At 54.6% G+C, this 23,042-nt stretch carries 22 protein-coding genes; 16 read left to right on the top strand and 6 right to left on the bottom strand.

Annotated elements, in window-relative coordinates:
- Window positions 1-162: 162 nt before the first annotated feature.
- The gene (locus tag Q8W22_RS04880; RefSeq protein ID WP_305451740.1) at window positions 163-891 is read left to right on the top strand and encodes an SDR family oxidoreductase; all 729 of its coding nucleotides are present in this window, start codon (window positions 163-165) and stop codon (window positions 889-891) included.
- On the opposite strand, the gene folK is transcribed toward Q8W22_RS04880, so the two are convergent.
- Window positions 870-1,295, bottom strand: a complete 426-nt coding sequence (gene folK, locus Q8W22_RS04875) for a 2-amino-4-hydroxy-6-hydroxymethyldihydropteridine diphosphokinase (RefSeq protein WP_305451739.1) — start codon at window positions 1,293-1,295, stop codon at window positions 870-872. The genes Q8W22_RS04880 and folK overlap by 22 nt on opposite strands.
- 188 nt (window positions 1,296-1,483) lie before the next feature.
- Between folK and Q8W22_RS04870 the strand changes: the two genes are divergently transcribed.
- The 15 genes from Q8W22_RS04870 (at window position 1,484) to Q8W22_RS04800 (ending at window position 18,644) form a co-directional block, all read left to right on the top strand.
- Window positions 1,484-2,332, top strand: coding sequence for a DNA ligase (locus Q8W22_RS04870; RefSeq protein WP_305451738.1), 849 nt, complete (start codon window positions 1,484-1,486; stop codon window positions 2,330-2,332).
- A gap of 56 nt (window positions 2,333-2,388) precedes the next feature.
- Window positions 2,389-4,146, top strand: a complete 1,758-nt coding sequence (recJ, locus tag Q8W22_RS04865) for a single-stranded-DNA-specific exonuclease RecJ (RefSeq protein WP_305415653.1) — start codon at window positions 2,389-2,391, stop codon at window positions 4,144-4,146.
- Between the two features lie 54 nt (window positions 4,147-4,200).
- Window positions 4,201-4,719, top strand: coding sequence for a DUF4124 domain-containing protein (locus Q8W22_RS04860; RefSeq protein WP_305451737.1), 519 nt, complete (start codon window positions 4,201-4,203; stop codon window positions 4,717-4,719).
- A 270-nt stretch (window positions 4,720-4,989) separates the two neighbouring features.
- Entirely contained in the window at window positions 4,990-6,129 is a 1,140-nt protein-coding gene (locus Q8W22_RS04855; protein ID WP_305451736.1) for an efflux RND transporter periplasmic adaptor subunit, read from the top strand.
- A gap of 13 nt (window positions 6,130-6,142) precedes the next feature.
- Complete coding sequence (locus tag Q8W22_RS04850) at window positions 6,143-9,253, top strand: efflux RND transporter permease subunit (protein ID WP_305451735.1); 3,111 nt, start codon at window positions 6,143-6,145, stop codon at window positions 9,251-9,253.
- Between the two features lie 179 nt (window positions 9,254-9,432).
- Complete coding sequence (locus Q8W22_RS04845) at window positions 9,433-9,939, top strand: TIGR03546 family protein (protein WP_303434839.1); 507 nt, start codon at window positions 9,433-9,435, stop codon at window positions 9,937-9,939.
- 5 nt (window positions 9,940-9,944) lie between these two features.
- On the top strand, window positions 9,945-11,771 hold the full coding sequence (locus tag Q8W22_RS04840; protein ID WP_305451734.1) for a TIGR03545 family protein: 1,827 nt from the start codon (window positions 9,945-9,947) through the stop codon (window positions 11,769-11,771).
- Between the two features lie 11 nt (window positions 11,772-11,782).
- Window positions 11,783-12,040 carry a hypothetical protein gene (locus Q8W22_RS04835; protein ID WP_305451733.1) on the top strand — a complete coding sequence of 86 codons (258 nt, stop codon included), beginning with the start codon at window positions 11,783-11,785 and terminating at the stop codon, window positions 12,038-12,040.
- Between the two features lie 251 nt (window positions 12,041-12,291).
- Window positions 12,292-12,627 (top strand): GyrI-like domain-containing protein, encoded by a 336-nt coding sequence (locus Q8W22_RS04830; protein WP_305451732.1) that lies wholly within the window; start codon window positions 12,292-12,294, stop codon window positions 12,625-12,627.
- A 295-nt stretch (window positions 12,628-12,922) separates the two neighbouring features.
- Window positions 12,923-13,864, top strand: a complete 942-nt coding sequence (locus Q8W22_RS04825; RefSeq protein ID WP_305451731.1) for a LysR substrate-binding domain-containing protein — start codon at window positions 12,923-12,925, stop codon at window positions 13,862-13,864.
- Between the two features lie 193 nt (window positions 13,865-14,057).
- Window positions 14,058-14,912: a VOC family protein gene (locus tag Q8W22_RS04820; RefSeq protein ID WP_305415631.1), complete on the top strand. Its 855-nt coding sequence runs from the start codon at window positions 14,058-14,060 to the stop codon at window positions 14,910-14,912.
- A 38-nt stretch (window positions 14,913-14,950) separates the two neighbouring features.
- Window positions 14,951-15,652, top strand: a complete 702-nt coding sequence (locus Q8W22_RS04815; protein WP_303434804.1) for a class II aldolase/adducin family protein — start codon at window positions 14,951-14,953, stop codon at window positions 15,650-15,652.
- Window positions 15,649-16,308: a TRAP transporter small permease gene (locus Q8W22_RS04810; protein ID WP_303434803.1), complete on the top strand. Its 660-nt coding sequence runs from the start codon at window positions 15,649-15,651 to the stop codon at window positions 16,306-16,308. Before Q8W22_RS04815 ends, Q8W22_RS04810 begins: the two co-directional genes overlap by 4 nt.
- Window positions 16,308-17,567, top strand: coding sequence for a TRAP transporter large permease (locus Q8W22_RS04805; RefSeq protein WP_305451730.1), 1,260 nt, complete (start codon window positions 16,308-16,310; stop codon window positions 17,565-17,567). Before Q8W22_RS04810 ends, Q8W22_RS04805 begins: the two co-directional genes overlap by 1 nt.
- A gap of 108 nt (window positions 17,568-17,675) precedes the next feature.
- The gene (locus Q8W22_RS04800) at window positions 17,676-18,644 is read left to right on the top strand and encodes a TRAP transporter substrate-binding protein (protein ID WP_305451729.1); all 969 of its coding nucleotides are present in this window, start codon (window positions 17,676-17,678) and stop codon (window positions 18,642-18,644) included.
- A 60-nt stretch (window positions 18,645-18,704) separates the two neighbouring features.
- On the opposite strand, the gene Q8W22_RS04795 is transcribed toward Q8W22_RS04800, so the two are convergent.
- From Q8W22_RS04795 to rsxC, 5 genes are read right to left on the bottom strand one after another with little or no spacing between them, the layout of a single operon-like run.
- Window positions 18,705-18,965 carry an RnfH family protein gene (locus tag Q8W22_RS04795; protein WP_303434799.1) on the bottom strand — a complete coding sequence of 87 codons (261 nt, stop codon included), beginning with the start codon at window positions 18,963-18,965 and terminating at the stop codon, window positions 18,705-18,707.
- A gap of 55 nt (window positions 18,966-19,020) precedes the next feature.
- Window positions 19,021-19,698, bottom strand: coding sequence for an electron transport complex subunit E (locus Q8W22_RS04790; RefSeq protein WP_303434798.1), 678 nt, complete (start codon window positions 19,696-19,698; stop codon window positions 19,021-19,023).
- Window positions 19,695-20,393, bottom strand: a complete 699-nt coding sequence (gene rsxG, locus Q8W22_RS04785; RefSeq protein ID WP_305451728.1) for an electron transport complex subunit RsxG — start codon at window positions 20,391-20,393, stop codon at window positions 19,695-19,697. The genes Q8W22_RS04790 and rsxG overlap by 4 nt, the downstream gene beginning before the upstream one ends.
- Before the next feature lies 1 nt (window position 20,394).
- Window positions 20,395-21,501, bottom strand: a complete 1,107-nt coding sequence (locus Q8W22_RS04780; RefSeq protein ID WP_303434796.1) for an RnfABCDGE type electron transport complex subunit D — start codon at window positions 21,499-21,501, stop codon at window positions 20,395-20,397.
- Between the two features lie 2 nt (window positions 21,502-21,503).
- Window positions 21,504-23,042 carry an electron transport complex subunit RsxC gene (gene rsxC, locus Q8W22_RS04775; RefSeq protein WP_303434795.1) on the bottom strand — a complete coding sequence of 513 codons (1,539 nt, stop codon included), beginning with the start codon at window positions 23,040-23,042 and terminating at the stop codon, window positions 21,504-21,506.

Here is a 23,042-nt window from a genome sequence, read left to right as displayed (position 1 = left end):
GAGTAGGTCATCGTCAAGCTCTTAAACGAAATACCCCGTCCTGTTATGCAGGGCGGGGTTTTTTTATGCCTGTGAGATACTGACGGTTGGGCACGAACGGGCAGCACGTTGTATTTGATAGCAACCTCGCTAAGCTGATGCCAGTGTTTAATGGGGAATATTATGTCGAAACGAATGCTGATTACCGGGGCGGGACGGCGATTGGGTAAAACGCTGGCGCTGCATTTTTTACAGCAGGGCTGGCAAGTCGTTGCCCACTACAATACCGTCAGCGAGTTGCCAGAGCATAGCGAATTGTCACTGTTACAAGCCAATCTGGCCAACACCTCAGAGACACTGGCTATGTGTCAGCAGTTACAACAGCAGCTACCATTTGATGCGGTGATTCATAATGCCTCCTGTTTTGTGCCGGATGCTGCGAGTGGTATTTCTCTGGCTGAGCAGGCGGCGCATCTGACAGACCATTTGAATGTCCATGTGATGGCTCCTGCCTTGATTACCCAGGCTCTGGAGCAGCGCTGGAATACCGGGGCGGCTATGGTGGTGCTGGCTGATATTTATGCCGATATTCCGAACCAGCGTTTCAGTGCTTATTGTGCCAGTAAAGCCGGGTTACAAAACTGGGCGCTTAGTATGGCGCAGCGACTGGCGGGACAGGTGCGGGTCAATGTCATTCAGCCGGGGCCGATCCGTTTTTTGCCTGATCACGATGTCGCATATCGTCAGCGGGTATTATCTCAATCCTTGATCCCCCATGAGCTGGGTTACGGGGCTATCGCCAAGGCGTGTGATTATTTACTGGATAATGAGGCGGTGACCGGCTCGGTGATGCGGGTTGATGGCGGTCGTTTTGTGGCCAATCGGTACGATCAGACTTTCACCAACGATTGAGACGGGTTATCTGCGGATAATAATGATTGCCAGGTTTTTTGTACCAGTCGGTAATAACTGTCATCCAATGCTTGGCTGAGGCACTGAGGGGCGGCATCAGCTTCGGCCAGAATGTCCAGGTCGATGGTGCGATCCTTGAGTTTACGAGCTGGTGACTTGGCTTCTCGGCCTAACGTACGTTCGATATTCAGCAGAATGTCTTTGACCTGAATGGCAGTCAGGCTGGTGCGGATAACCGCCAGCTGGTTTTTGAACGTGTAGTGGAAAGTATCGCCAACGGGTGCGGTTTCCAGCGCTGGAGAGGTGGCCAGTAGTTCAAAGTGCTGGCTCAGCGCCTGACGTGCCAGTGGCAGATGTGTGTCCGGATCCAGGTTGCTACCCAGTCCGAGCAGATAAAACGCCATAAAAACTCCCGCCAATAAAAAGTTGGATAAGAATGGAAAACCTCTGCCGTTGCTGTCAAGTCATTCCGCGGCCAATCATGTGTATAAAAAGTGACCTTGTTGGAATAATTGCTACTGTTCATCCTGATCGAGCTGAGGCTAAATAATAGCCTGCTGGAGAGGAGACGGAATACCTCAAGGAGGCTGATATGGATATGATCTGGCTGGTTGGATTGATTCTGGCGCTTGTTCTGAGTGCCTTCCCGTTGACGGCATTTGGTGATCGCGCTCCCCCTTTGATGTTGGCCAAAACCTGGCAAGAGACACTCAGCCCGGCGGCGTATCTGGTCAGTGAAAAACTCGATGGCGTACGCGCTTACTGGGATGGTGAGCAGTTGCTCAGTCGCAGTGGCCTGATGATCCATGCTCCAGACTGGTTCCTGAGTGAATTACCATCACAGCCTCTGGATGGTGAATTGTGGGCGGGTCGGGGGGCGTTTGAACAGGTCAGTCAACTGGTACGATCTACCCGTGATCAGGAAGATGCCTGGCGAGCGATGCGTTTTATGGCGCTGGATTTACCCGCCAGTCCAGCCACGTTTGAAGAGCGCTATCGCCTGTTGCAGGCGCTGGTTGCCAGGCAGCAATCGCCTTATCTGGAAACGGTTGTGCAAGAGACGGTGAACGACCGGGCCGCATTGCAGGCCAGGCTCAAACAGGTGGTAGCGGCGGGTGGTGAAGGCTTGATGTTGAAACGCCGCCAGTCGCTTTATCAGGCGCACCGTAGCGATGATTTGCTCAAGTACAAACTCTGGCAGGATGCCGAAGGCCGGGTGGTGGGGTATGTCCCTGGTAACGGTAAATATCAGGGAATGACCGGTGCCCTGCGAGTGGTAATTGATGACGGCCGGGAAATTCGCCTGGGCTCTGGTCTGACCGATGCGTTACGTCAAAATCCCCCGGCGGTTGGCACATGGGTCACTTATGCTTTTAGTGGCTATACCGTCCATGGTTTGCCGAGATTCGCCCGTTTTGTCCGAGTCCGGCAAAAAGAGTAGGTCGAGTAATGGTCGTGCTAAACTCATGGCTTTGCGCAAAGCACAGTGAGCAACCGATGGTTCACATAGTACAACGGCAGTTACCCGCCTCATGGCAATTCGAATCCGCAGAGCAGATTCCACCAGTGTTGCAGCGTGTATACGCAGCTCGTGGTGTTACTACTGCTGAGCAAACACAGTTGTCGTTGCAGCAATTATTGCCTTATCACTCGATGAAAGGTATCGCGGCAGCGGTGGACTTGCTGCTGCCGGTGATCCAGCAACAGCGGCGCTTGCTGATTGTGGGTGACTTTGATGTTGATGGCGCCACCAGTACGGCGCTGGCGATCCGGGCTTTGCGGATGATGGGTGCCAGCTGTATTGATTATCTGGTGCCTAATCGTTTCGATTTTGGTTATGGCCTGACCCCCGAGTTGGTAGAAGTGGCGGTGTCTCGGCGGCCTGACTTGATTATGACGGTTGATAACGGCATTGCGGCGATGGCGGGCGTCAGGGCGGCAACGCAATACGGTATTCCAGTACTGGTGACCGATCACCACTTGCCCGCTGACCAACTGCCGAATGCCGCCGCGATTGTGAATCCGAACCAGCCGGGCTGTGACTTTCCCAGCAAGGCGGCCTGTGGTTGTACCGTGGTTTTTTATCTGATGCTGGCACTCAAGGCCCGCTTGATCGAGAATGGCTATTTTGCTTCAAAAGCCATGGAGCCGCCAAACTTGGTACAGCTGATTGACCTGGTGGCACTGGCGACAGTGGCCGATGTAGTGCCACTGGATCTTAATAACCGGATTCTGGTGGAGCAGGGGTTGCGGCGTATTCGTGCCGGCCGCACCATCGCCGGGATTTCAGCCCTGCTACAGGTCGCGGGTAAAAATCGGGCGCGGGTGGTGTCGGCGGATTTTGGCTTTGCTGTTGGGCCACGGTTGAATGCTGCCGGCAGGTTGGATGATATGGCATTGGGCATTGAATGCCTGCTGTGTGATGAACCGTCATTGGCGTTACAGATGGCCGCGCAGCTGGATGAACTGAATCGCGACCGGCGTCAGATAGAGGCGGCGATGACTGCCGATGCTGAACGTTTTCTGGCAGCACTGGATATGAAACCAGTCGGTAGCGCCCGGCCCGGACATGGCCAGACCTTGCCTGCCGGGGTGTGTTTGTTTCATCGTGACTGGCATCAGGGCGTGATCGGCATTCTGGCCTCTCGGGTCAAAGAAAAAATCCATCGTCCCGTGATTGCGTTTGCTCTGGCGGATACCGGGGAGCTAAAAGGATCAGCCCGTTCGATCGCCGGGCTGCATATGCGTGATGCGCTGGATTTGTTACACAAGCGTCATCCTCACCTGATGACCAAGTTTGGAGGACACGCGATGGCGGCGGGTTTGACCGTGGTCGCGGGTGGTTTTGACGCCTTTGTTCAGGCATTTGCAGAGATATGCCAGCAGTTGTTAAGTGCCGATGACTTGACAGAGCGCACCGATGTGGATGGTCAGCTGCAACCTTCCGAGTTGACACTGACTCTGGCGGAACAGCTGCGCTGGGCTGGCCCTTGGGGGCAAGGCTTTCCTGCGCCGGTTTTTACTGGTGTTTTTCATTTGCAGCAACAGCGTCTGGTGGGTGAAAAGCATTTGAAGATGCTGGTACAGCCAGAAGCCAGCGATGTACTGTTGGATGCCATTTGTTTTAATGTCGACCCCAAGCAATGGCCGTCTCCAGTTGATCGGGTCGAGCTGGTTTATCAGCTGGATGTTAATGAATTTCGTGGTCGGCAAAGTGTACAGTTGTTGGTAAGTCATATATCCACAGCGTGCTGAGCCGGGGTTATAAACAAGGAAGTATCACTGCCAGGAATGGCAAGGAGGGCCAGGATGGCTCCAGTGAACGAGCACATATCCTCTGAAAACAAATGCCTGGCGACGTGTGCGGCCAGCAAGGACAGCAATCAGAAAACCTGTTATCACGCATTGTTGGGGTTGATGTTGCTGCTGATTCTGACTTGGGGTGGTAATGTCGAGGCGGAGATTTATCAGTGGCGCGATGATAACGGGCGTGTGCATTTTTCCGATGCGCTGCCGGTCGATGATGCGGTGGAGGCCAATACCGTTGAGCTGCAGCCAATATCGGAATATACCAGTCCGCCAGCGCACAGGCAGGGCTGGTCACCTTCTTCTTATGCGTCTGACAGCGGTGCTGTGTCCAAAACCGCACGGGCAAACAGTGTGGCCGCAGAGCAGAAAAGCCGGGAGTTGCAGCAACAGCGTTGTGCCAAATACCGCGATTTATACCGCAAGGCCAGTAAAACCCTGAGCGATAATATTGATGATGCGCTCAAAAAGCGTGACAAGAAAAACAACTATCGTAACAAGATCAAGGAATACTGCGGCTAGGCTGATTGCCATGGGCGTTGTCTCTTGTGGTGTTTGTAAAAAAGCAGGGGCTGTCAGAGTAATCACAACTAAGAATAACTATTGCTCTCATGCCAACAATTCATTCCGTCTGCTGCCCTAGTCATTTCACCGGGACTACACCACAATGCCGCAATTCGGAACACATAGCCGTGCTGGCTCGTGTCGGGAAGGTAATCTGGCAGGTTGAAGAACCAGGCAGATTCGTAACCGCCGCAGATAGCATCGTTTCAGTTGATATAAGAGGACAGTATGGGAAGACATCAGGCAGGTTCGGGTTACCTCAAACTCCCACTTTTGGCCGCATTGGTTTTAACCCTCAGTGCCTGTCAGGAAGAGCAGCAGGTATCTGCGGCGGCACCACAAATGCCACCTACTGGCGTGGATGTTGTGCAATTGGCACCACAATCCTTTGAATTGACCGATACCTTGGCTGGGCGTGTTACGGCCTATCGGGTGGCTGAGATCCGTCCGCAGGTCAGCGGTATTATTCTCAAACGCTTTTTTAATGAAGGTGCCACGGTCAAGGCAGGTGACAAGCTCTACCAGATTGACCCTACACTTTACGAAGCTGAACTGGCCAGTGCCCGAGCACAGCTGGCAGTAGCAGAAGCCAATGCCTACAGTGCGCGACTAAAAGCAGAACGTTACAAGGAGTTGTCTCGTACATCTGCCATCAGTCGTCAGGATGTGGATGATTCCGAAGCGCTTTGGAAACAGTCTGAAGCACAAATCAAACTGGCGGAAGCCGCTGTTCGCAGTGCCGAAATCAATTTGGGCTACACCAAGATCACTGCACCGATTTCCGGTGTGATTTCACGTTCAAGCATTACCGAAGGCGCATTGGTTTCTGATGCTCAAGACAGTGCTTTGACCGTGATTCGCCAGATTTCACCGATTTATGTGGATGTGCAGAGTCCGGCGACCAAAGTGATGGGTATCAAGTCGGCTGATGTTTCACAGGACGTATCCTTGTCGTTGCAAGATGGGACGACGTTTGCCGAGACCGGCAAGATCCAATTTACCGATGTCGGCGTGGATCAGGGAACCGGTACAGTGAATATCCGGACCCTGTTCGAGAATACCGACGGGTTGTTATTACCGGGTATGTTTGTGCGTGCCAATATCGCCTATGACCAGGTTGAGAATGCTCTTCTGGTGCCACAGCAAGCGGTATCCCGCAACCCCGACAGCACCACAACCGTTATGGTGGTGGGTGCCGATAACGTGGTTCAGCCACGAGCGGTTGTCGTGACCCGTGCAGTGGGGGATCAGTGGCTGATTCAGTCCGGCTTGCAGGCCGATGAGCAAGTCGTGGTCGCAGGGCTTCAGAAGATCAAAGCAGGTGCAACCGTTGCTCCTAATCTCATTAATGCCCCGGCAGAGCAGTAAGGAGTAGCGGATTATGGCCCAATTTTTTATCGACAGGCCTATTTTTGCCTGGGTAGTTGCCATCATGATTATGGTGGCGGGCGGCCTGGCCGTTATGAACCTGCCGATTCAGCAATATCCGACCATCGCGCCACCGGCAGTCAGCATTGAGGCAACCTATCCAGGTGCTTCCGCGCAGACGCTGGAAGACAGTGTGACCCAGGTAATTGAGCAGAATATGACTGGTCTGGATGGCTTGCTGTATATGTCATCCAACAGCAGCAGTTCTGGTCGGGCGACCATTACACTGACCTTTGCCGCAGGTATGGACCCGGATATTGCCCAGGTTCAGGTGCAGAACAAATTGTCACAGGCCGAGCCTTTGTTGCCAGAAGAAGTGCAGCGTCAAGGTGTGGCCGTGAGCAAGGGACGCACCGGCTTCCTGATGGTGGTTGGCCTGGTCTCTGGTGATGGCAGCATGAGCAGGAACGACCTGGCTGACTACGGTATCGCACAGTTGAAAGATCCGCTGTCCCGGGTTCAGGGTGTGGGTAGCATCACGGTTTTTGGTGCCCAGTATTCCATGCGGATCTGGTTGCAGCCGGAAAAACTCACCGCTTATGGTCTGACGCCATTGGAAGTGCGTCAGGCTGTATCCGAACAGAACAGCCAGTTTCCCGCGGGTGAACTGGGTGGTTTGCCGGCGATTGAGAACCAGCAGATGAATGCTTCCATCATTGCCCAGACGCGCATGGAAAGCGTGGAAGAGTTTGAAAACATTCTGATCAAGGTGAATCGGGATGGTTCTCAGGTGCGGGTCAAAGACGTTGCCAGAGTGGAACTGGGGGCCGAAAGCTATGCGGTCGACAGTCGTTATAATGGCAAACCGGCCACCGGCCTGGGGATTCAGTTGGCCAGTGGTGCCAATGCACTGGATACGGCAGCGGCTGTACGTGAGCGTTTGGCAGAGCTGCAGCCGTTTTTCCCACCGGGGCTGGAAATTGTTTATCCCTTTGATACCACACCGTTCGTAAAAATATCCATTGAAGAAGTGGTACATACCCTGATAGAAGCCGTGGTACTGGTATTCCTGGTGATGTTCCTGTTCCTGGGTAAATTCCGGGCCACTCTGATTCCGACCATTGCGGTACCTGTGGTGATGCTGGGAACCTTTGGCATCATGGCGCTGGCTGGCTACAGCATTAACACACTCACCATGTTTGGTCTGGTGCTGGCCATTGGCTTGTTGGTGGATGACGCCATTGTGGTGGTGGAAAACGTTGAGCGGGTGATGGAAGAAGAAGGCTTGTCTCCCAAAGAAGCCACCAAACGCTCGATGCGCCAGATTACCAACGCTCTGATCGGTATTGCTCTGGTGCTGTCGGCGGTCTTTGTACCCATGGCCTTTATGTCCGGTTCAACCGGGGCTATTTATCGCCAGTTCTCGTTAACCATTGTTTCGGCGATGGGACTGTCGGTACTGGTGGCCTTGTCCCTGACTCCGGCATTGTGTTCGACCATGCTGCGTCCACACAAGGAAGGGCATGGCCAATCAGGCTTCTTTGGCTTGTTCAATCGCTTGTTCGGCAAGGCGACCGATAAATACGAAGGCGGTGTCTCGCGTACCTTGAGAGCGCCGATTCGTATGGTGCTGATTTATGGCTGTTTGCTGGTTGTTATGGTCGTGGTCTATGTGCGTTTGCCTGTGTCATTCTTGCCCGATGAAGATCAGGGTGTCCTGCTGAACCTGGTGATGTTGCCAGCCGGTGCGACAATGGAACGTAACCACGAAGTCATGGACAAGCTCAACGAGCACTATATGAACGAACCGGCGGTAGATTCTGTTTTTACCGTCTCCGGCTTCAGCTTTACCGGTCGTGGCCAGAACCAGGGTCTGGCGTTTGTCAAACTGAAACCATGGGGAGAGCGGCTGTCGCCTGATCAATCGGTTGGTGCTGTGATTGGCCGGGCATGGGGGGCATTAAGTCAGGTAAAAGACGCGATTATTTATCCTCTGAATCTGCCGCCTATTATTGCACTGGGTACCGCAACCGGCTTTAACGCGATGTTGCAAGACCGGGCCAATATTGGTCATGACAAACTGGTACAGGCTCGCAACATGCTGCTGGGAATGGCCGCACAGGACCCTCGTCTGGTGCGGGTACGCCCGAATGGCATGGAAGATGTGCCTGTTTTCCACGTCGACATTGATTATGAAAAAGTCAAAACCCTGGGGCTCAGTGTCAGTGATGTAAACAGCACGCTCAGTACGGCCTGGGGTTCGGCTTACATCAATGATTTCATGGACCGTGGCCGGGTGAAAAAGGTCTACATCCAGGCGGATGCTCCAGCCCGAATGCTGCCGGAAGATATTGGCAAGTGGTACGTCCGTAATAACACTGGTGAAATGGTACCCTTCAGTTCCTTTGCCACGTCCTACTGGGGCTACAACTCGCCACGACTGGAACGTTACAACGGTGTCCCTGCGGTTAATATTCAAGGGGAGGCTGCACCGGGTATGAGTACCGGGGATGCAATGGTAGCGATCGAGGAGATTGTGGCCAAATTACCACCTGGTGTTGGTATTGAATGGACGGGGATGTCGTATCAAGAGCGGATGGCTGGTTCCCAGGCGCCGATGCTTTATGCGCTGTCGCTGTTGGTTGTCTTCTTGTGTCTGGCAGCATTGTACGAAAGCTGGACGGTGCCGTTTGCGGTTATCCTGATTGTTCCATTAGGGATTCTGGGTGCCTTGCTGGCGACGTACGGCCGAGACTTGGCCAACGACGTGTATTTCCAGGTGGGCCTGTTAACAACCATTGGTTTGTCAGCCAAGAATGCCATCCTGATTGTAGAGTTTGCCAAAGCACTGCATGAAGAAGGCAAACCTCTGGTTGCGGCGGCAACGGAAGCGGCACGCTTGCGTTTACGGCCAATCATCATGACCTCCATGGCCTTTATTCTGGGGGTGTTACCTCTGGCACTCAGTACCGGAGCGGGCGCAGCGAGCCGTCAGGCAATCGGTACCGGCGTGATTGGTGGCATGCTCAGTGCGACCTTCCTGGCTATTTTCTTTGTACCGCTGTTTTATGTGCTGGTGATGAAGATGGCGCAATGGATGGGTGGTAACAAGAAAACGACTTGATTCTTGGGTCTGAAACATCGTCGGTGAATGACAAGTGCAGCTGCTTGTCACTCCCGTATGATTTGCCTGATTAACAGGCATCTGGAGCCGGGCGGTGGATTTATCCTCCGCCCGGTTTTATATTGGCGCAACACTACGCGCTTCTTCTTTTTCTCTGCACCCGCCGCAAGGAACTGCTTATGTTGAGTATGTTGGCCAACCTGCTGAAAGCTCTGAACTCTGAAACCTCGCCCTGGCAAATCTCCCTGGCCGTCTGCTTGTCGCTGGTGGTGGCACTGACGCCATTCTGGGGACTACACAACTTGCTGGTCTTGCTGTTGGTCTTGCTGATCCGTACCAATATTGCAGGTTTCCTGTTTGGTCTGGCGTTGTTTTCACTTGCGGCCATGCTGGTTGATCCGTTATCCGTGCGTCTGGGTGAAAGCCTGTTGGCGAATCCGGCGCTGATCGACTTTTGGACTGCGCTGTATCAGAGTGATTTCTGGCGGCTGATGGGCTTTAACCACACCTTGACGCTGGGTGGTTTTGTTATTGCGGTGGTCAGTATGGCTCCGTTGTTTGTGGTGATGCAGGTATTGATCAAGCAATACCGTAGCCGGGTGATGACCTGGGTGAGCAAGCTCAAAATCGTACAGGCGCTGAAAGCGTCGAAGTTTTATTCCATCTACCAGGCAGTGGCGGAGTAACCGATATGTTGAAATGGATTCGCTGGTCTGGCTTGCTGGGTTTCGCTGCCGTTGTTGCGCTATTGGCAGCGTTCTTTTTATTAGCGGCTGGGCCATTGGTCAAAATGGCCATCGAAGGAGTCGGCAGCAGTGCCGCCGGAGCCAAGGTAAACGTCGATGATGTGTCACTGAGCCTGTCGCCGCTTGGTTTCGAATTACGTCATTTGACGGTCGCCAATGCCGACAAGCCGATGGAAAACCTGCTGGAATTCGAGTCAGCCGTGGCTACCGTAGACCTTGGCCCCTTATTGATGGGAAATGGCATTATTGATGAACTGAGCGTTAACACACTGCGTTTTAATACCGCCCGGACTACCTCCGGCGCACTGGAGAAATCCGCTTCGTCTGCCAGTGGTGGCGACGGTGCGAAGCAAGAACCCGGTATGGCAGAAGAGCTGATCAGTCAGTTGCCATCGGCAGAAGAAATTCTGGCCCGGGAGTCCTTGCAGACAGAAGCCGCAGGCAAGGCGTTTACCGAAACCTTTGACCGTCGCCAGCAGCAGCTGGACAGCGCGTTGAATAATGTGCCGGACGAAGCCGCACTGAAACAATATCAGGCAGAAATAACCGCCCTGACAACAGAAAAGATCACCTCGCTGGAGGATTTTAACCAACGCAAGCAACGGCTTGAGGTTTTGCGGGAGCAGTTCAAGGCTGATAAAAAAGCCCTGAATACGGCCAAGGACCTGATTGGTGAAACACGAGTCGAAGTCACCCAGCGTTTGCAGGATCTGAAAGCGGCACCCGGTGAAGACCTCGCCAGTATTCGCGACAAATACCAGCTCAATGCCCAGGGGGCAGCCAATCTCAGTGGTTTGTTATTTGGCAGCCAAACGGGGGAATGGGCAACCCAGGCACTGTATTGGTATGAAAAAATCAAACCCTACCTGGCATCTGATAACTCGGATGAAGAGCCGGAGTATCAGCGTCCTGACGGTCGTTATATCCATTTCCCGACCAGTAACCCCTGGCCTGAATTCCTGATTCGCCATACTGCGATCAGTGCTGAAACCGATGCCGGTGATCTGGCTATCAGTGGTACCGACCTGACGCATCAGCAAGCGGTACTGGGTCGTCCTGCTCGTATCGATATCGATGGTGCTGGCCTTAACAAGGTTGAGGCGCTGCAACTGAATATTGTGATTGATCACCGCCAGGCTGTCGGGCGCGACACCCTGACATTGGCCGTTACCGACTGGCAGCTGGACAGCGTTAATCTTGGGCTGGGTGATGCGCAACTGGAATCCGCCATGGGACAGTTGCAAGGTATGGCGCAGATCACCAGTGGTGAAGGACGGGATCAGTTGTCTTCCCGTCTGGAAGGACAATTCGGACAGGCGACGTTCAACAGCAGCGGCCAGACCCTGTTTGCCAAAGAACTGGCCCTGGCACTGGCCAGTGTTGAGCAATTCACCATCGACGCCCGTGCCAATGGTGATCTGATCAGTCCATCGCTGGAATTTGGCTCGGATATCGATCAACAGCTGAGTGCCGCCTTTAACCAGCGTTTGCGCGAGCAACAAGACAAGCTGGAAGCCACGCTGCAAAGCAAACTGGACGACAAGATCAGTGAATACGCCGGTCCTTATGCTGATGACTTGCAGGCGCTGAATAATGCCGATGGCAAGGTAACGGACAAGCTGGCGCAACTGGAAGATATGGCCCGTGCCGAACTGGATGACTATGTCGCCCAGCAAAAGCAGGAAGCCAAAGACGAGGCCAGTGCCAAGGCCAATGAAGAAGCCTCCAAGCTGAAAGAGCAAGCCAAAGACAAACTGAAGAGTTTGTTTTAGGGAGAATGACGGTGCCTGCTGCCATTCCGGGGTCATTATCTGCGGTGGCCGTCAGCCAGTCTGTGGACTGGCTTGATGCTGCGGCTATCCACTCTCATGATTGGGTGGATCTGTTGGTCTTGCCATCGCTCAGCTTGCTGGTCGTGGATCACCGTGGCTCTCTGGCGCAGTTGCCGGACACGATTCAGCAACTGATCGGCTTGCGTCAGGCGTTGCGGCTGCACCCCGATATCAGCTGCATATTTAACCTGTTGGGGACATCCATTTAATCCTGCACAGCTCTGCGCGAGTGTTGCCGTTGTTCAGGGCAAGGCGACGAATGCAGCGAAATGACGAGTCCTTTTCAAATTCGTCAACACCGCACTGGACGGCGGCAACCCGCTCCCTTCGGGGGCTGCCGGATGATCTCGACTCGGTGTCGCCGACGTTTGACTTGACCCGTCAGGCCTGCAAGTCGGCTTCGTGATTCGAAACCATCCGGTAGCCCAGAGTGAGCACCGGATTAAATAGATGCCCCCTGTTGTACGAACATGCCCCAGATATCGATAGCAACTGGCATATTGGTATCGGTGCCAGTATTCCGGCATCACACAAGGAAGCCGTTTATGGGGCAGCTTTGCCGGATGGCTTCCGGTTGCATTTATTGGGGTCGGGGGAGTATGCCCGGTTGAGAGTGCAAGGAGGAGAGGCCGGATTGCGGGGCGCTCTGAGTTGGCTGCTGAATGATTGGTTGCCAACATCTGGTTATGAGCTGGGCGAAGGGCTTTGCCTGATTGAGCGGTTGCAGTTCCCACCGTTTGTGGCGCCAGACCAGACGCTGGTCGATATCCTGCTACCGGTTGAAGCACTGGTATAAACCAGCGCTTCCTTGCGGTCGCGGGTGATAACAGCACAGGCACACGACATAAATACACGGTATAAGCGAACATCCGTTAGCAACAAATCGTCGGACAACAAGCAAGTTCGGCACCTACCTTTCTGACATATTCTGCATTTTCCCCTGCATGAGCCTGATTCTGATGACTGTCGCCAGCGGTGGCTCCCCGGCCTTTCGTAACGGTATGATGGTCAGAAACGGGATCATTATCTCGACTTGCCTTGCATGAGTGACCACTCACAACAACCATGGGCAAGAGATACGGGGAAACACCATGCAGAATGTCAATTGGATACGTCGGGTCAAACTGCAGCAGTTACGTGCGGTGCTGGCGCTGGCAGACAGTCCCAGTCTGGTACAGGCATCGGAAGCCCTGAATCTCAGCCAGCCTGCCGTCAGTAAAATACTACGTGAACTGGAAACCGACCTGGGCGTGGAGCTGTTTACCCGTACCAGCCGGGGCAGTCATACCACGCCGATGGGCGATATGCTGGTTGAGCGGGTGAAGGTAATCTTTTCCCAGTTGGAACGGGTCGCCCAGGAAATTCATGACATCAATGAAGGCTTGAGTGGGCATGTGGTGGTTGGTGTATTACCAGCCGGTGGTGCCGACTTTTTGCCCCGGGCACTGGCGAGCTTGTACCGTCAATATCCCGGTATTCGGGTCACTATTATCGAAGGCACCTACGACAGCCTGATTCCCCAGTTGCAGCAAGGGGCGATTGAAATGATCGTTGGACGTATTCCGGCTTACCGCTTTCGTGATGGTCTGGCCGTCGAACCCTTGTATGAAGAAACCATTACCTTTGCGGTTTGTCCTGACCATCCCTTGCTGGCCCGGCCCGACGTTACCTTGAAGGACCTGCTGGATTGGCCGTGGATCATGCCATTGCCTGATACCACCCTGCGGCAAATGGTCGAAAGTGCATTCCATGATGCCGGGCTGGATTTGCCCCAAGCCCCGTGCGAATCCATCTCGGTGATTACCAATCGTCGTTTGATTATGGCCACGGATTACATTGCGGCTTTTCCGAGCCAGGTGATCCAGACAGATCTGGATACCGGGCTGCTGGCAGCAATCCCGGTCAACCCTGCCAAATCGTTTGGAGCGGTGGGCATCAGCCAGGTGAAAGAGCGGCCGCTGTCGTACGCCGCCTTGCGGCTGGTCGAAGAACTGCGCGGGATTGCCGGACGCTACGATCACAGCAGTGACTGAAGGCCCTGCGTGACAGAGGCCCGTCACGCTTGTCTTTGGTGACGGCTATTGCTTTTTGTTATGGCTGGATGCTTATTATTCATTACCAGTGATAGGGGGGGTGTAATACAGTCGGTTCATAAGCTGTTCACCGGTTCAGTCCAGCGCTGATCCCTGTGGATGACAAACAATAAAAATAAACAGGAGTCTGACGATGTCCGATATTACCGACGTCCGTTACGTCCGTTTTGGTACCCGTAATTTACCCGCCGCCATCGACTTTGCCACGCGTATTGTCGGTCTGCAATTGGTACGGCAAGAGCACGGCAGTGCGTATTTTCGTTCCGATGATCGCGACCATACCCTGTGTTATTTCGAAGGTGATCCCAGTGATCATACTCTCGGTTTTGAAGTCAGCGATGGCCATCAGCTGGAGCTGGCAGCTGCCGAGTTGGAGCAGCATGGCTTGTTCCCGCGATTTGGCACGCCAGAAGAATGCGAGCAGCGTTATGTGCATGCGTTTTTAACCTTCAGCGATCACACCGGTAACAAGATTGAATTGGTGTGGCGCCCCCATGCCAGTGGACGGCGTTATTTCCCCAGCCGTGACGCAGGCATTACCGGCTTCAGCCATGTGGGCCTGTGTTCAAAAGATCCGGCCCGTGATGAGCAATTCTGGACATCGATCTTTAATGCCCGGGTCAGTGACTGGATCGGGCCGTCGGCCCTGTTACGGCTGGATGCGATTCATCACCGGCTGGCGCTGTTTCCAACTGATCGTTCCGGTGTTCAACATATTAATCATCAGGTTGAGAGCATCGACGACATCATGCGCTCCTGGTACTTCCTGAAAGAGCAGGGTGTCAAGGTTGTGTTTGGCCCTGGTCGCCACCCAACGTCAGGGGCCAGGTTCCTCTACTTTGAAGGGCCAGAAGGCATGATCTACGAATATTCCTGTGGCGTATCCGAAGTGGATGAAGCCACTCATCGGCCGCGGCAATTCCCTCTGGAGCCATCCGGTTTCTGCATGTGGGGGTCCAAACCCGATATTGCCGAGTTCAAGAGTTAAGCCGGTACATACCGTCCCTCGATAACGAGATTTTATTTATGACGACACGTCCTCATTCACTGGAGGAGAGCACTATGGTGCCTGCTGCCAGCCAAATTCTTGTCCGTCGCGCTGCTCGTGCACTGGATCGTCATGGTCTGGTTCACGCTTATGGCCATTGCAGCACACGGCTCAGTGACAGCCACTTTCTGGTGTGTGCCCCCAAGCCCATGGGAACGATTGGGCCGCAAGATGACGGCACCATCGTCCCGATCTACGGCGATTTGCCTGAGCATGTGTTAGGGGAAGTGCGCATACACCGTGAAATTTATCGCCGTCGCCCGGAAGTCGGAGGGGTTGTGCGCAGTATGCCGCCTTCGGCGATGTCGCTATCGGCATTGGGGCGTACACCTCGGGCCTTGCACGGTATGGGCAGTTACTTTGCACCGGCTCCGGCACTCTGGGATGACCCGCAACTGATTCGTACTGACGCGGCCGCCAATGCCCTGGCCGATCAGCTGGGTGATGGCAATGCCATTGTGATGCGTGGTAATGGCGTGGTCACGGCATCGGTCTCACTGGAAGAAGCGGTGTCCCTGACCTGGTATCTGGATGACGCCGCCCGCATCGAACTGGACTGTCTGGCCCAGGCACACTCCGTGCGCGAGTTGAGTGCGGCAGAAGCGCAACAGCGGGCGACCCGCAGTGGCCGCATTTTTGAACGTATGTGGGATTACCTGACTTGGGGAGACCCGGAATGAACCCGCTGGCGGCTTCGGGAGCATCCGCTATCGGTGGCGTCGAAACCGCCACGGATACCTCAGCTTCTTACCCTGACCCAACAGGAGTTCTGATCATGTTATCCAAGTGGAGTGACCGTCTGGCGCGGCTGGAACTGGCGGCGGCCGGGGCGATGCTGACCCTGGTGCTGGGGTTGTTATTACTCAATATCGTGACGCGTGCCATTGGCCAGGCGTTGTTCTGGATTGATGAGGCGGCGGTGTTGGGCATGGTCTGGATGGTTTTTTTGGCCAGCGCCGCCAGCTTGCACAATGGCACCAATATCGCGATGACGCTGGTGATTGAACGGCTGCCAGAGCGTCTGGCACAGCTGATGGCCGTTGTGGTGAACGCCACTCTGCTGGTGTTTGTGGGGGTGCTGTTATGGATGTTGTGGCGCTGGTTTGACCCGTTGACTCTCTGGAGTATGGGGGGTGATACCTCGGCTTATGCCGCATCCACGTTCAACTTTATTTATGACGAACCGACGATGACGCTGGGCTTCCACAAGGTCTGGTTTTGGCTGGTGCTGCCGGTGTTTGCCCTGGGGTCTGTGTTTCACCTGGTTGTCCGGTTGCTGAACAGTGTGAAAGACCTGACTGCTCTGACGGTCTCCACGACACAAGGAGAACAATAATGGTGATTTCCAGCTTTTTGGTCTTGTTGGTGATCGGGATGCCGATTGCTTTTCTGCTGGCTATTACAGCATTGATCTACATTTTCAGCAGCGACAACCTGGTACTGCTCAGTTCCTACCCCCAACAGCTGTTCGGCGGGCTGGAAAATTACGGTTTACTGGCGCTGCCGCTGTTTATTCTGGTGGGTGAATGCATGAATGAAGGCGGCATTGCCCGGCGCTTGATGGCGATGGCAATGGCCTTGATCGGCTCAGCACGGGGTGGTCTGGCGTATGTGAACCTGCTCTCCAATATGATGATGGCATCCATTCTTGGCTCCACCGTGGCACAAATCACCATTATGACCCGTGTCGCCGTGCCGGAGATGGAGAAGGCGGGTTACCCCAAAGATATGGCCGTGGCATTAACGGCGGCTGGTGGCCTGTTAGCGCCGATTATTCCACCTTCCATGCTGTTTGTGATTTTTGGGGTGATTGCCCAGATTTCCATCGGTGACCTCTTTATTGCCGGAATTATTCCGGGGCTGTTATTGGGGCTGGCATTTTTTGCGCTGCTGGGCTGGATGGCCCGTCGCCATGATTTCCCCGCCAACGAACGTATGAGCTGGCGTCAGCGGCTGGCCTCTTTCCGTAATGGGTTGGCAGCCGGATTGGTACCTGTGGCCATTATTGGCGGCATTTTATCCGGCTTGGCAACACCGACAGAAGCCGCGGCGTTGGCGGTAGTCGTAGCGATACTGGTCGGTCGTTATGTGTACGGTGAATTTGATTTGAACAACCTCTGGCCAGCATTGGTACGGACGGCCAAAAGCTCTGCCATTGTGCTGTTATTGATTGCGGCAGCACAAGTCTTTAGCTGGGTGATTACCTTTGAAAATTTACCGGGCCTGACCGCTGCCTGGTTGCAAGAAGTGTCGTCATCCCCGCTGGTCTTCCTGCTGCTGGTGACCGGGTTGCTGTTGTTGATCGGTATGATTCTCGACCCGATACCGGCGCTGATTCTGGTGGTGCCGGTGTTATTACCCGTCGCGACCTCGGTCTATGGCATCAATCCGTTTCACTTTGGTGTGGTGGTGTGTCTGACGCTGGTACTGGGCTTGCTGACCCCACCGGTTGGTTCAGCGCTGTTTACTGCTTCGGCCCTGTCGGGTGTCAAGGCCGAGCGTATTGCTCTGCTGCTGGGGCCTTATCTGGGTGCCATGCTGCTGGTGATTTTACTGTTGGTGTTTTTCCCTGTGCTGATAACGGTACTGATCTGAAACAGGAACCGATAACGATCGGGTAACGCACGTTACCCACCTCTGACCACTTGCGGGTCATATTTCTTCAAATAATAACAATGGCAGCTTGTCTGCCCGGAGATACAGATGAAAAAAATAACAGGCTATCTCTCAGCATTGCTGATGGCTTTACTGTTACCGGCAATGGCGTATGCCGATACCTTGCGGCTGGGGTTGATTACGCCACCCAGTCACCAATGGACACTGGCGGCCAAGGCGTTTGCGGCCGATCTGGAAAAGAGCAGCGACGGCAAACTCAAGGTCCTGGTTTTTCCATCCGGCCAGCTGGGTAACGAAGCGCAAATGTTGCAACAGTTACAGACCGGGGCGTTGGATATGGCATTTCTGACGGCAGGGGAAATGGCCAACCGGCGTCCGGATTTTGCTGCACTGTTTGCGCCGTATTTGGTGAATACCCCCGAAGATGCGATGTTTTTGCTGCATGGCAAAACAGCCACCGGCATGCTGGATGAGTTAAAAACCCTGGGGCTGGTGGGGTTGGGTTACGGCATGGCAGGATTCCGCCAGATTGTTATGCGCGACGAAGTCCACAGTGTTGATGATCTGAAAGGCAAGAAAGTCCGGACAATCCCGATTGCACCTGAGCGTGATTTTTGGGTGAAAATTGGCGCTGCTCCAACACCGATTCCTCTGCCTGGGCTTTACGATGCCTTTGCCAATGGGCAGGTGGATGGTATGCAAATCGATTTTGAAGGTACCTGGAATGCCCGTTACCTGGCCTCTGCGGGCAGTGTGATTCATTCTTCCCATATGTTGTTACCCATGGTGGGGGTGGCATCAAGCAAACGCTGGGCTGGATTAAGCGGTGACGACCGGAATCTGGTCAAGTCATTGGTGGGCAAACATCTGGATCAGGTATTTTCGATCTATTCTGAACTGGATCAGGACTACCTGGCCAAGATCAAAACCTCGGATGTGCCTGTGACCAAGGTTGGTCGTGAGTTTTTTGGGGATGCGGTGGACCGTTGGTATAAGGAATGGCGTAAAAAAGCACCGGCACTCAAGGCATTGGAAGCAGAAGCTGCGGCGCTGTAGCCTGATACCGGTAGCTGCTGCTCTTGAGTAACCCAGAAGAACGAACGCCCGTCAGGGCGTTCAGTCATCCTCATCGTCGTCGTCATCCAGATTGCGAATGATCGGACGATACACTTCAACACGATCGCCGTTTTTCAGCGGTGTATCCGGCTTGGCAAGCTTGCCAAAAATCCCTACCCGCTGTTGCTCAAGATTAATGTCGGGGTAGTGCTCCAACAGGCCGGATTGCGCGACCGCATCGGCCAGCAAGCAGGGTTCTTCGACGTCGAGTTCAATCCAGGGTTGGTTGTTGCCAATGGCATAAACAACGCTGATGTGCATGGCGTGTTCCTTTCGTATTGATCCAACAGGTTGGTGTTGTGTCATCGCCCGGTGTTCAGCAGTGGCTCTGGATTGTCACCAGGCCATCGTTACTGGAAGAAGACAAGCGGCGATCAATCATGCGTTTGATAACAATCAGAAACCCGAGCGCCATAAAGGCACCAGGGGGCAAAATGGCCAGTAATATGCCCGAATAATGAGGGATCACTTCGGTTTCCAGCCAGGCAAAATGACTGCCGAGCAGCAGTGACGCATTGGCAAACAAGGTGCCACTGCCGATGATTTCACGCATGGCACCCACAGCCACCAGTACCCAGGTAAATCCCAATCCCATCGAAAGCGCATCTGCCGCCGCCAGATGCACCGGTTGTTTGCTGGCGAAGCTTTCGGCGCGGCCAAAAATGGCACAGTTGGTAACAATCAAAGCGATAAATAACCCAAGCACCTTGTACAAATCATGCAAGAAAGCATTGATGGCCATATCCACCATGGTGACCACGGTGGCAATCAATACAATCAGTACCGGAATACGTACTTGTGGGCTGATCACCCCGCGGACTGCTGAAATCATGATGTTGGTAATCATCAGCACCGCCAGGGATGCGATACCCATGCCCAGGCCATTGGTGGCGCTGGTAGTCACTGCCAACAGTGGACAAAGGGCCAGCATTTGCCCCATGGCCACGTTGTTGTCCCACATGCCTTCACGAAAAATCTGCCGGTACTGGTTCATTGCAAAATCTCCTGTTCGTTGCCGGTGATGGCTACCGAAGACGGCTGCTGGAATTGAGGCTGTTGTTGACGCCATTGTTCTATCAGCAGCAAGCCTTGATGCACGCCCTTGACCACGGCTCGGGGGGTAATGGTGGCACCGGTAAACTGGTCGAAGCGGCCGCCGTCTTTCTGTACGGCCCACTGCTGTTCCGGGGTGTTGGCAAGTGATGCGCCATCAAAACCCGTGATCCAGTCACTTTTGGGACGTTCGATCTTATCGGCCAGTCCGGGGGTTTCCTTATGGCTGATGATACGGACCCCTAACAGTTCCCCGTCTGGGGTGGTGGCCATAATCATATCGATGATGCCGCCCCAGCCCGCGATGCTGATCTGCAGGGCCAATGCGGTGATATCGCCGTCTTTACGTGCCAGCATCAGAGTCGCGGGGCCAGACAGCACTGGACTGGACAGCTGCTCCGTATCATTGAGCGGATCGTTGTCGTAATAGCTCTGTGGCAGTACCTGAGCCAGCATGGCCAGCTTGTCGGCAGTCAGATGGTCCGCGATGGTCTGATGCGTACCCAGGTTACCAACGACCAGCAGCAGGCTGACGATGGCGCAGGCACCTCCCAACAGCAGAGCCTGATACAGGGGCTGGTCGCGAAATGCGGCAGTGGGTGTGGATTGTGTTGTTTGATCCAGTGGTTGTTCCATGTCATACCACCCTGCGCTGTGCCGGTGTGTGTTTGATGGCGTCGCCAGAATGACGTCGGCCATAAGCCCGAGGTTTGGTCACGCGATCAATCAGCGGAGCCAGTGCGTTCATCAGTAAAATGGCGAAGGCGACCGCTTCGGGAAAGCCACCCCAGCTGCGAATGGCAAACAGCACAACGCCGCAGCCAGCTCCAAAAATCAGCTTGCCTACCGGTGTTGACGGTGAGGTCACGTAGTCAGTGGCGTAGAAAAAAGCACCGATCATGACGCCACCAGAGGTCAGATGAAACAGGACGCCGGGGTAGGATTGTGGGTTGCTGAGATTGCCGAGCCAGGCCAGTAAAGCCAGCGTACCAAGCAGAGAGACCGGGATATGCCAGCTGATCGTGCGGGTTATTAATAACCAGATGCCCCCGAGCAGTACCAGTAACGTGGAGGTTTCACCCAGACTGCCACGGGTCAACCCCAGGAAAGCGTCGTAAAGAGAAAAGTCCTGGCTGAGCATTGCGGCCAGGTCGGCCCCTCCGGCTGCGGCGGCTTTACTGGCACCGAGCCAGGTTGCACCTGTGATGCCGTCGGCGGCGTCACTCATCCAGGGCTGACCGGCAAAGATAATAGCGAAGGCATCGGCCAGACCAGGGGCGTTGGCGCTATCGATCGGCGTGACATTGACCCAGGTTGTAAGCTGCACCGGAAACGAGATCAGCAAGGCGATACGGGCCAGCAGCGCCGGGTTAAAGACATTTTGGCCAATACCGCCATAAATCTGTTTGCCGATGGTGATGGCAAAAAAAGCACCACCGACGGCAATCCACCAGGGAGCCCAGGGGGGCAGGGTCAGGGCCAGTAGCCAGCCGGTCAACAAGGCTGAACCATCCCACAAACGGCTGAGTGGCTGTTGCTGTACATACAGACAAGCCAGTTCGGTCAGAATCGCAGCCAGACAGGTGGTGACAAACATCACCACGGCTGGCCAGCCAAAACAATAGAACCCCCACAGACTGACGGGCGTCAGTGCCAGACAGACACGCAGCATGATGCGATCAATACTGGAGCGGTCGTGGGCATGGGGGGAAGCGGTGGGAATATACTGGGCGTCGGCGGTCATGATCATGCTCCCGCGTGGTCGGTGGTAGAGGCCGTTTCGGCTGTATCAGCGGTGTCAGCCGCTACCGTCGTGGGGGCGGCTGCCTTACGCGGTTTTTTGGCTTTGGCCTTGGCTTTTTTCGCCTGTTTGGCGGCTTCCTTGGCTGCTGCTTCCCGTTCCAGCCGTTCTTTACGGGCGGCCATCAGTTCCTGGGTGTAGCTCAGTTTCTGCTGGCTGGCACGGCTCTCGGCCAGCTCACCTTTGGCGTATTCGAAATACTGCACCAGCGGGATATGGGAAGGGCAGACGTAGGAACAGGAGCCACACAGAATACAGTCACGCAAACCGGCATCCTGAGCGCTGTCGAAGTCGTCCTGTTTTGAGTTGCGAGCCATTTCCAGCGGCAGCAGTCCCATCGGGCAGGCATCCACACAACGGCCACAACGGATACATGGCGATGGCATATGTTCGTTGACTTCGGCTTTGGTTAACGCCAGTACCCCGGAGCTGCCCTTGATCAGGGGAACCTCTGTGGTGGGCAATACCTGGCCCATCATGGGGCCTCCCATCAGCAAGCGGGCGGGTGTTGTGGTGAGTCCGCCGCACTGTTCAAACAGGTAATGAATCGGAGTGCCCAGCAACGCTTCGACGTTCCGTGGTTCGCCAACACAGCCTCCGGCAACGGTCGTTACCCTGGAAATCAGGGGTTTGCCATGGATCAGGGCTTGCTGAATGGCGTATACGGTGGCGACATTGTGAACCAGAACACCAATGTCATTACTGCGTTTTCCGGCGGGTACTTCCAGTCCGGTAACGGCCTGGATCAGTTGTTTGGCCGATCCCATTGGATAGCGGGCGGGCACCACCACGATTTCAATCGCCCCGACATTGGCGGCCGCTTCTTGCAGGGCAGCAATGGCCTGGGGCTTGTTGTCTTCAATGGCGATAACGGTGCGGTAGGCTTCGATAATGTAGCGTACCAGTCGCGCACCTTCGACAATCTCGGCGGCGCGCTCACGCATCAGGCGATCATCCGTGGTCAGATAGGGTTCACACTCACTGCCATTGACAATCAGGGTCTTGATTTCAAAACGACGGCCCTGACGCAACTTGATGGCGGCAGGGAAAATAGCGCCCCCCATCCCGACAATGCCGGCTTGCTCCACCAGGGTGGCCAACGCTTCCTGTGGCATCGAAAACGGGTCAGCGGGTGGCTGCAGTGTTATCCATTCATCCTTGCCATCCGGTTGTAAAATAATGGCATTGGCAGGCAGCCCTGACGGGTGGGGCATGGTAATGGTGTCTATCGACGTAATCGTGCCTGAGGTCGGAGCGTGAATATTGGCTGAAAAACGCCCTGCGGCAGCGGCAATACGCTGACCCTTGAGTACACGCTCTCCGGCTTGCACCAGCGGCCTGGCATCTTCGCCGGAATGCTGGCAGAGCGGCAACCAGAGGGTGTCGGGCAAGGGCAACTGACTGTTGATAACCAGCCGGGCACTGTCGATTTTATGGCCGTCGGGGTGGACGCCACCACGGATTTTTCCTAGTCCGAATAACAT

This window comes from Oceanobacter sp. 1_MG-2023 (genome assembly GCF_030689025.1).
Taxonomy (GTDB): Bacteria; Pseudomonadota; Gammaproteobacteria; order Pseudomonadales; family Oceanobacteraceae; genus Oceanobacter.
The sequence above is the reverse complement of the archived record's forward strand: the minus strand, read 5'-3'. Positions and strand labels throughout refer to the sequence as shown.

Coding starts and splice junctions, on each gene's coding strand:
- Q8W22_RS04815 (WP_303434804.1), top strand. CDS start 14,951: ATGACGACACGTCCTCATTCACTGGAGGAGAGCACTATGGTGCCTGCT.
- Q8W22_RS04780 (WP_303434796.1), bottom strand. CDS start 21,501: ATGACCGCCGACGCCCAGTATATTCCCACCGCTTCCCCCCATGCCCAC.
- Q8W22_RS04810 (WP_303434803.1), top strand. CDS start 15,649: ATGAACCCGCTGGCGGCTTCGGGAGCATCCGCTATCGGTGGCGTCGAA.
- Q8W22_RS04870 (WP_305451738.1), top strand. CDS start 1,484: ATGGATATGATCTGGCTGGTTGGATTGATTCTGGCGCTTGTTCTGAGT.
- Q8W22_RS04805 (WP_305451730.1), top strand. CDS start 16,308: ATGGTGATTTCCAGCTTTTTGGTCTTGTTGGTGATCGGGATGCCGATT.
- rsxG (WP_305451728.1), bottom strand. CDS start 20,393: ATGGAACAACCACTGGATCAAACAACACAATCCACACCCACTGCCGCA.
- Q8W22_RS04850 (WP_305451735.1), top strand. CDS start 6,143: ATGGCCCAATTTTTTATCGACAGGCCTATTTTTGCCTGGGTAGTTGCC.
- Q8W22_RS04825 (WP_305451731.1), top strand. CDS start 12,923: ATGCAGAATGTCAATTGGATACGTCGGGTCAAACTGCAGCAGTTACGT.
- Q8W22_RS04880 (WP_305451740.1), top strand. CDS start 163: ATGTCGAAACGAATGCTGATTACCGGGGCGGGACGGCGATTGGGTAAA.
- recJ (WP_305415653.1), top strand. CDS start 2,389: ATGGTTCACATAGTACAACGGCAGTTACCCGCCTCATGGCAATTCGAA.
- rsxC (WP_303434795.1), bottom strand. CDS start 23,042: ATGTTATTCGGACTAGGAAAAATCCGTGGTGGCGTCCACCCCGACGGC.
- Q8W22_RS04795 (WP_303434799.1), bottom strand. CDS start 18,965: ATGCACATCAGCGTTGTTTATGCCATTGGCAACAACCAACCCTGGATT.
- Q8W22_RS04855 (WP_305451736.1), top strand. CDS start 4,990: ATGGGAAGACATCAGGCAGGTTCGGGTTACCTCAAACTCCCACTTTTG.
- Q8W22_RS04840 (WP_305451734.1), top strand. CDS start 9,945: ATGTTGAAATGGATTCGCTGGTCTGGCTTGCTGGGTTTCGCTGCCGTT.
- Q8W22_RS04820 (WP_305415631.1), top strand. CDS start 14,058: ATGTCCGATATTACCGACGTCCGTTACGTCCGTTTTGGTACCCGTAAT.
- Q8W22_RS04845 (WP_303434839.1), top strand. CDS start 9,433: ATGTTGAGTATGTTGGCCAACCTGCTGAAAGCTCTGAACTCTGAAACC.
- Q8W22_RS04800 (WP_305451729.1), top strand. CDS start 17,676: ATGAAAAAAATAACAGGCTATCTCTCAGCATTGCTGATGGCTTTACTG.
- Q8W22_RS04860 (WP_305451737.1), top strand. CDS start 4,201: ATGGCTCCAGTGAACGAGCACATATCCTCTGAAAACAAATGCCTGGCG.
- Q8W22_RS04790 (WP_303434798.1), bottom strand. CDS start 19,698: ATGAACCAGTACCGGCAGATTTTTCGTGAAGGCATGTGGGACAACAAC.
- folK (WP_305451739.1), bottom strand. CDS start 1,295: ATGGCGTTTTATCTGCTCGGACTGGGTAGCAACCTGGATCCGGACACA.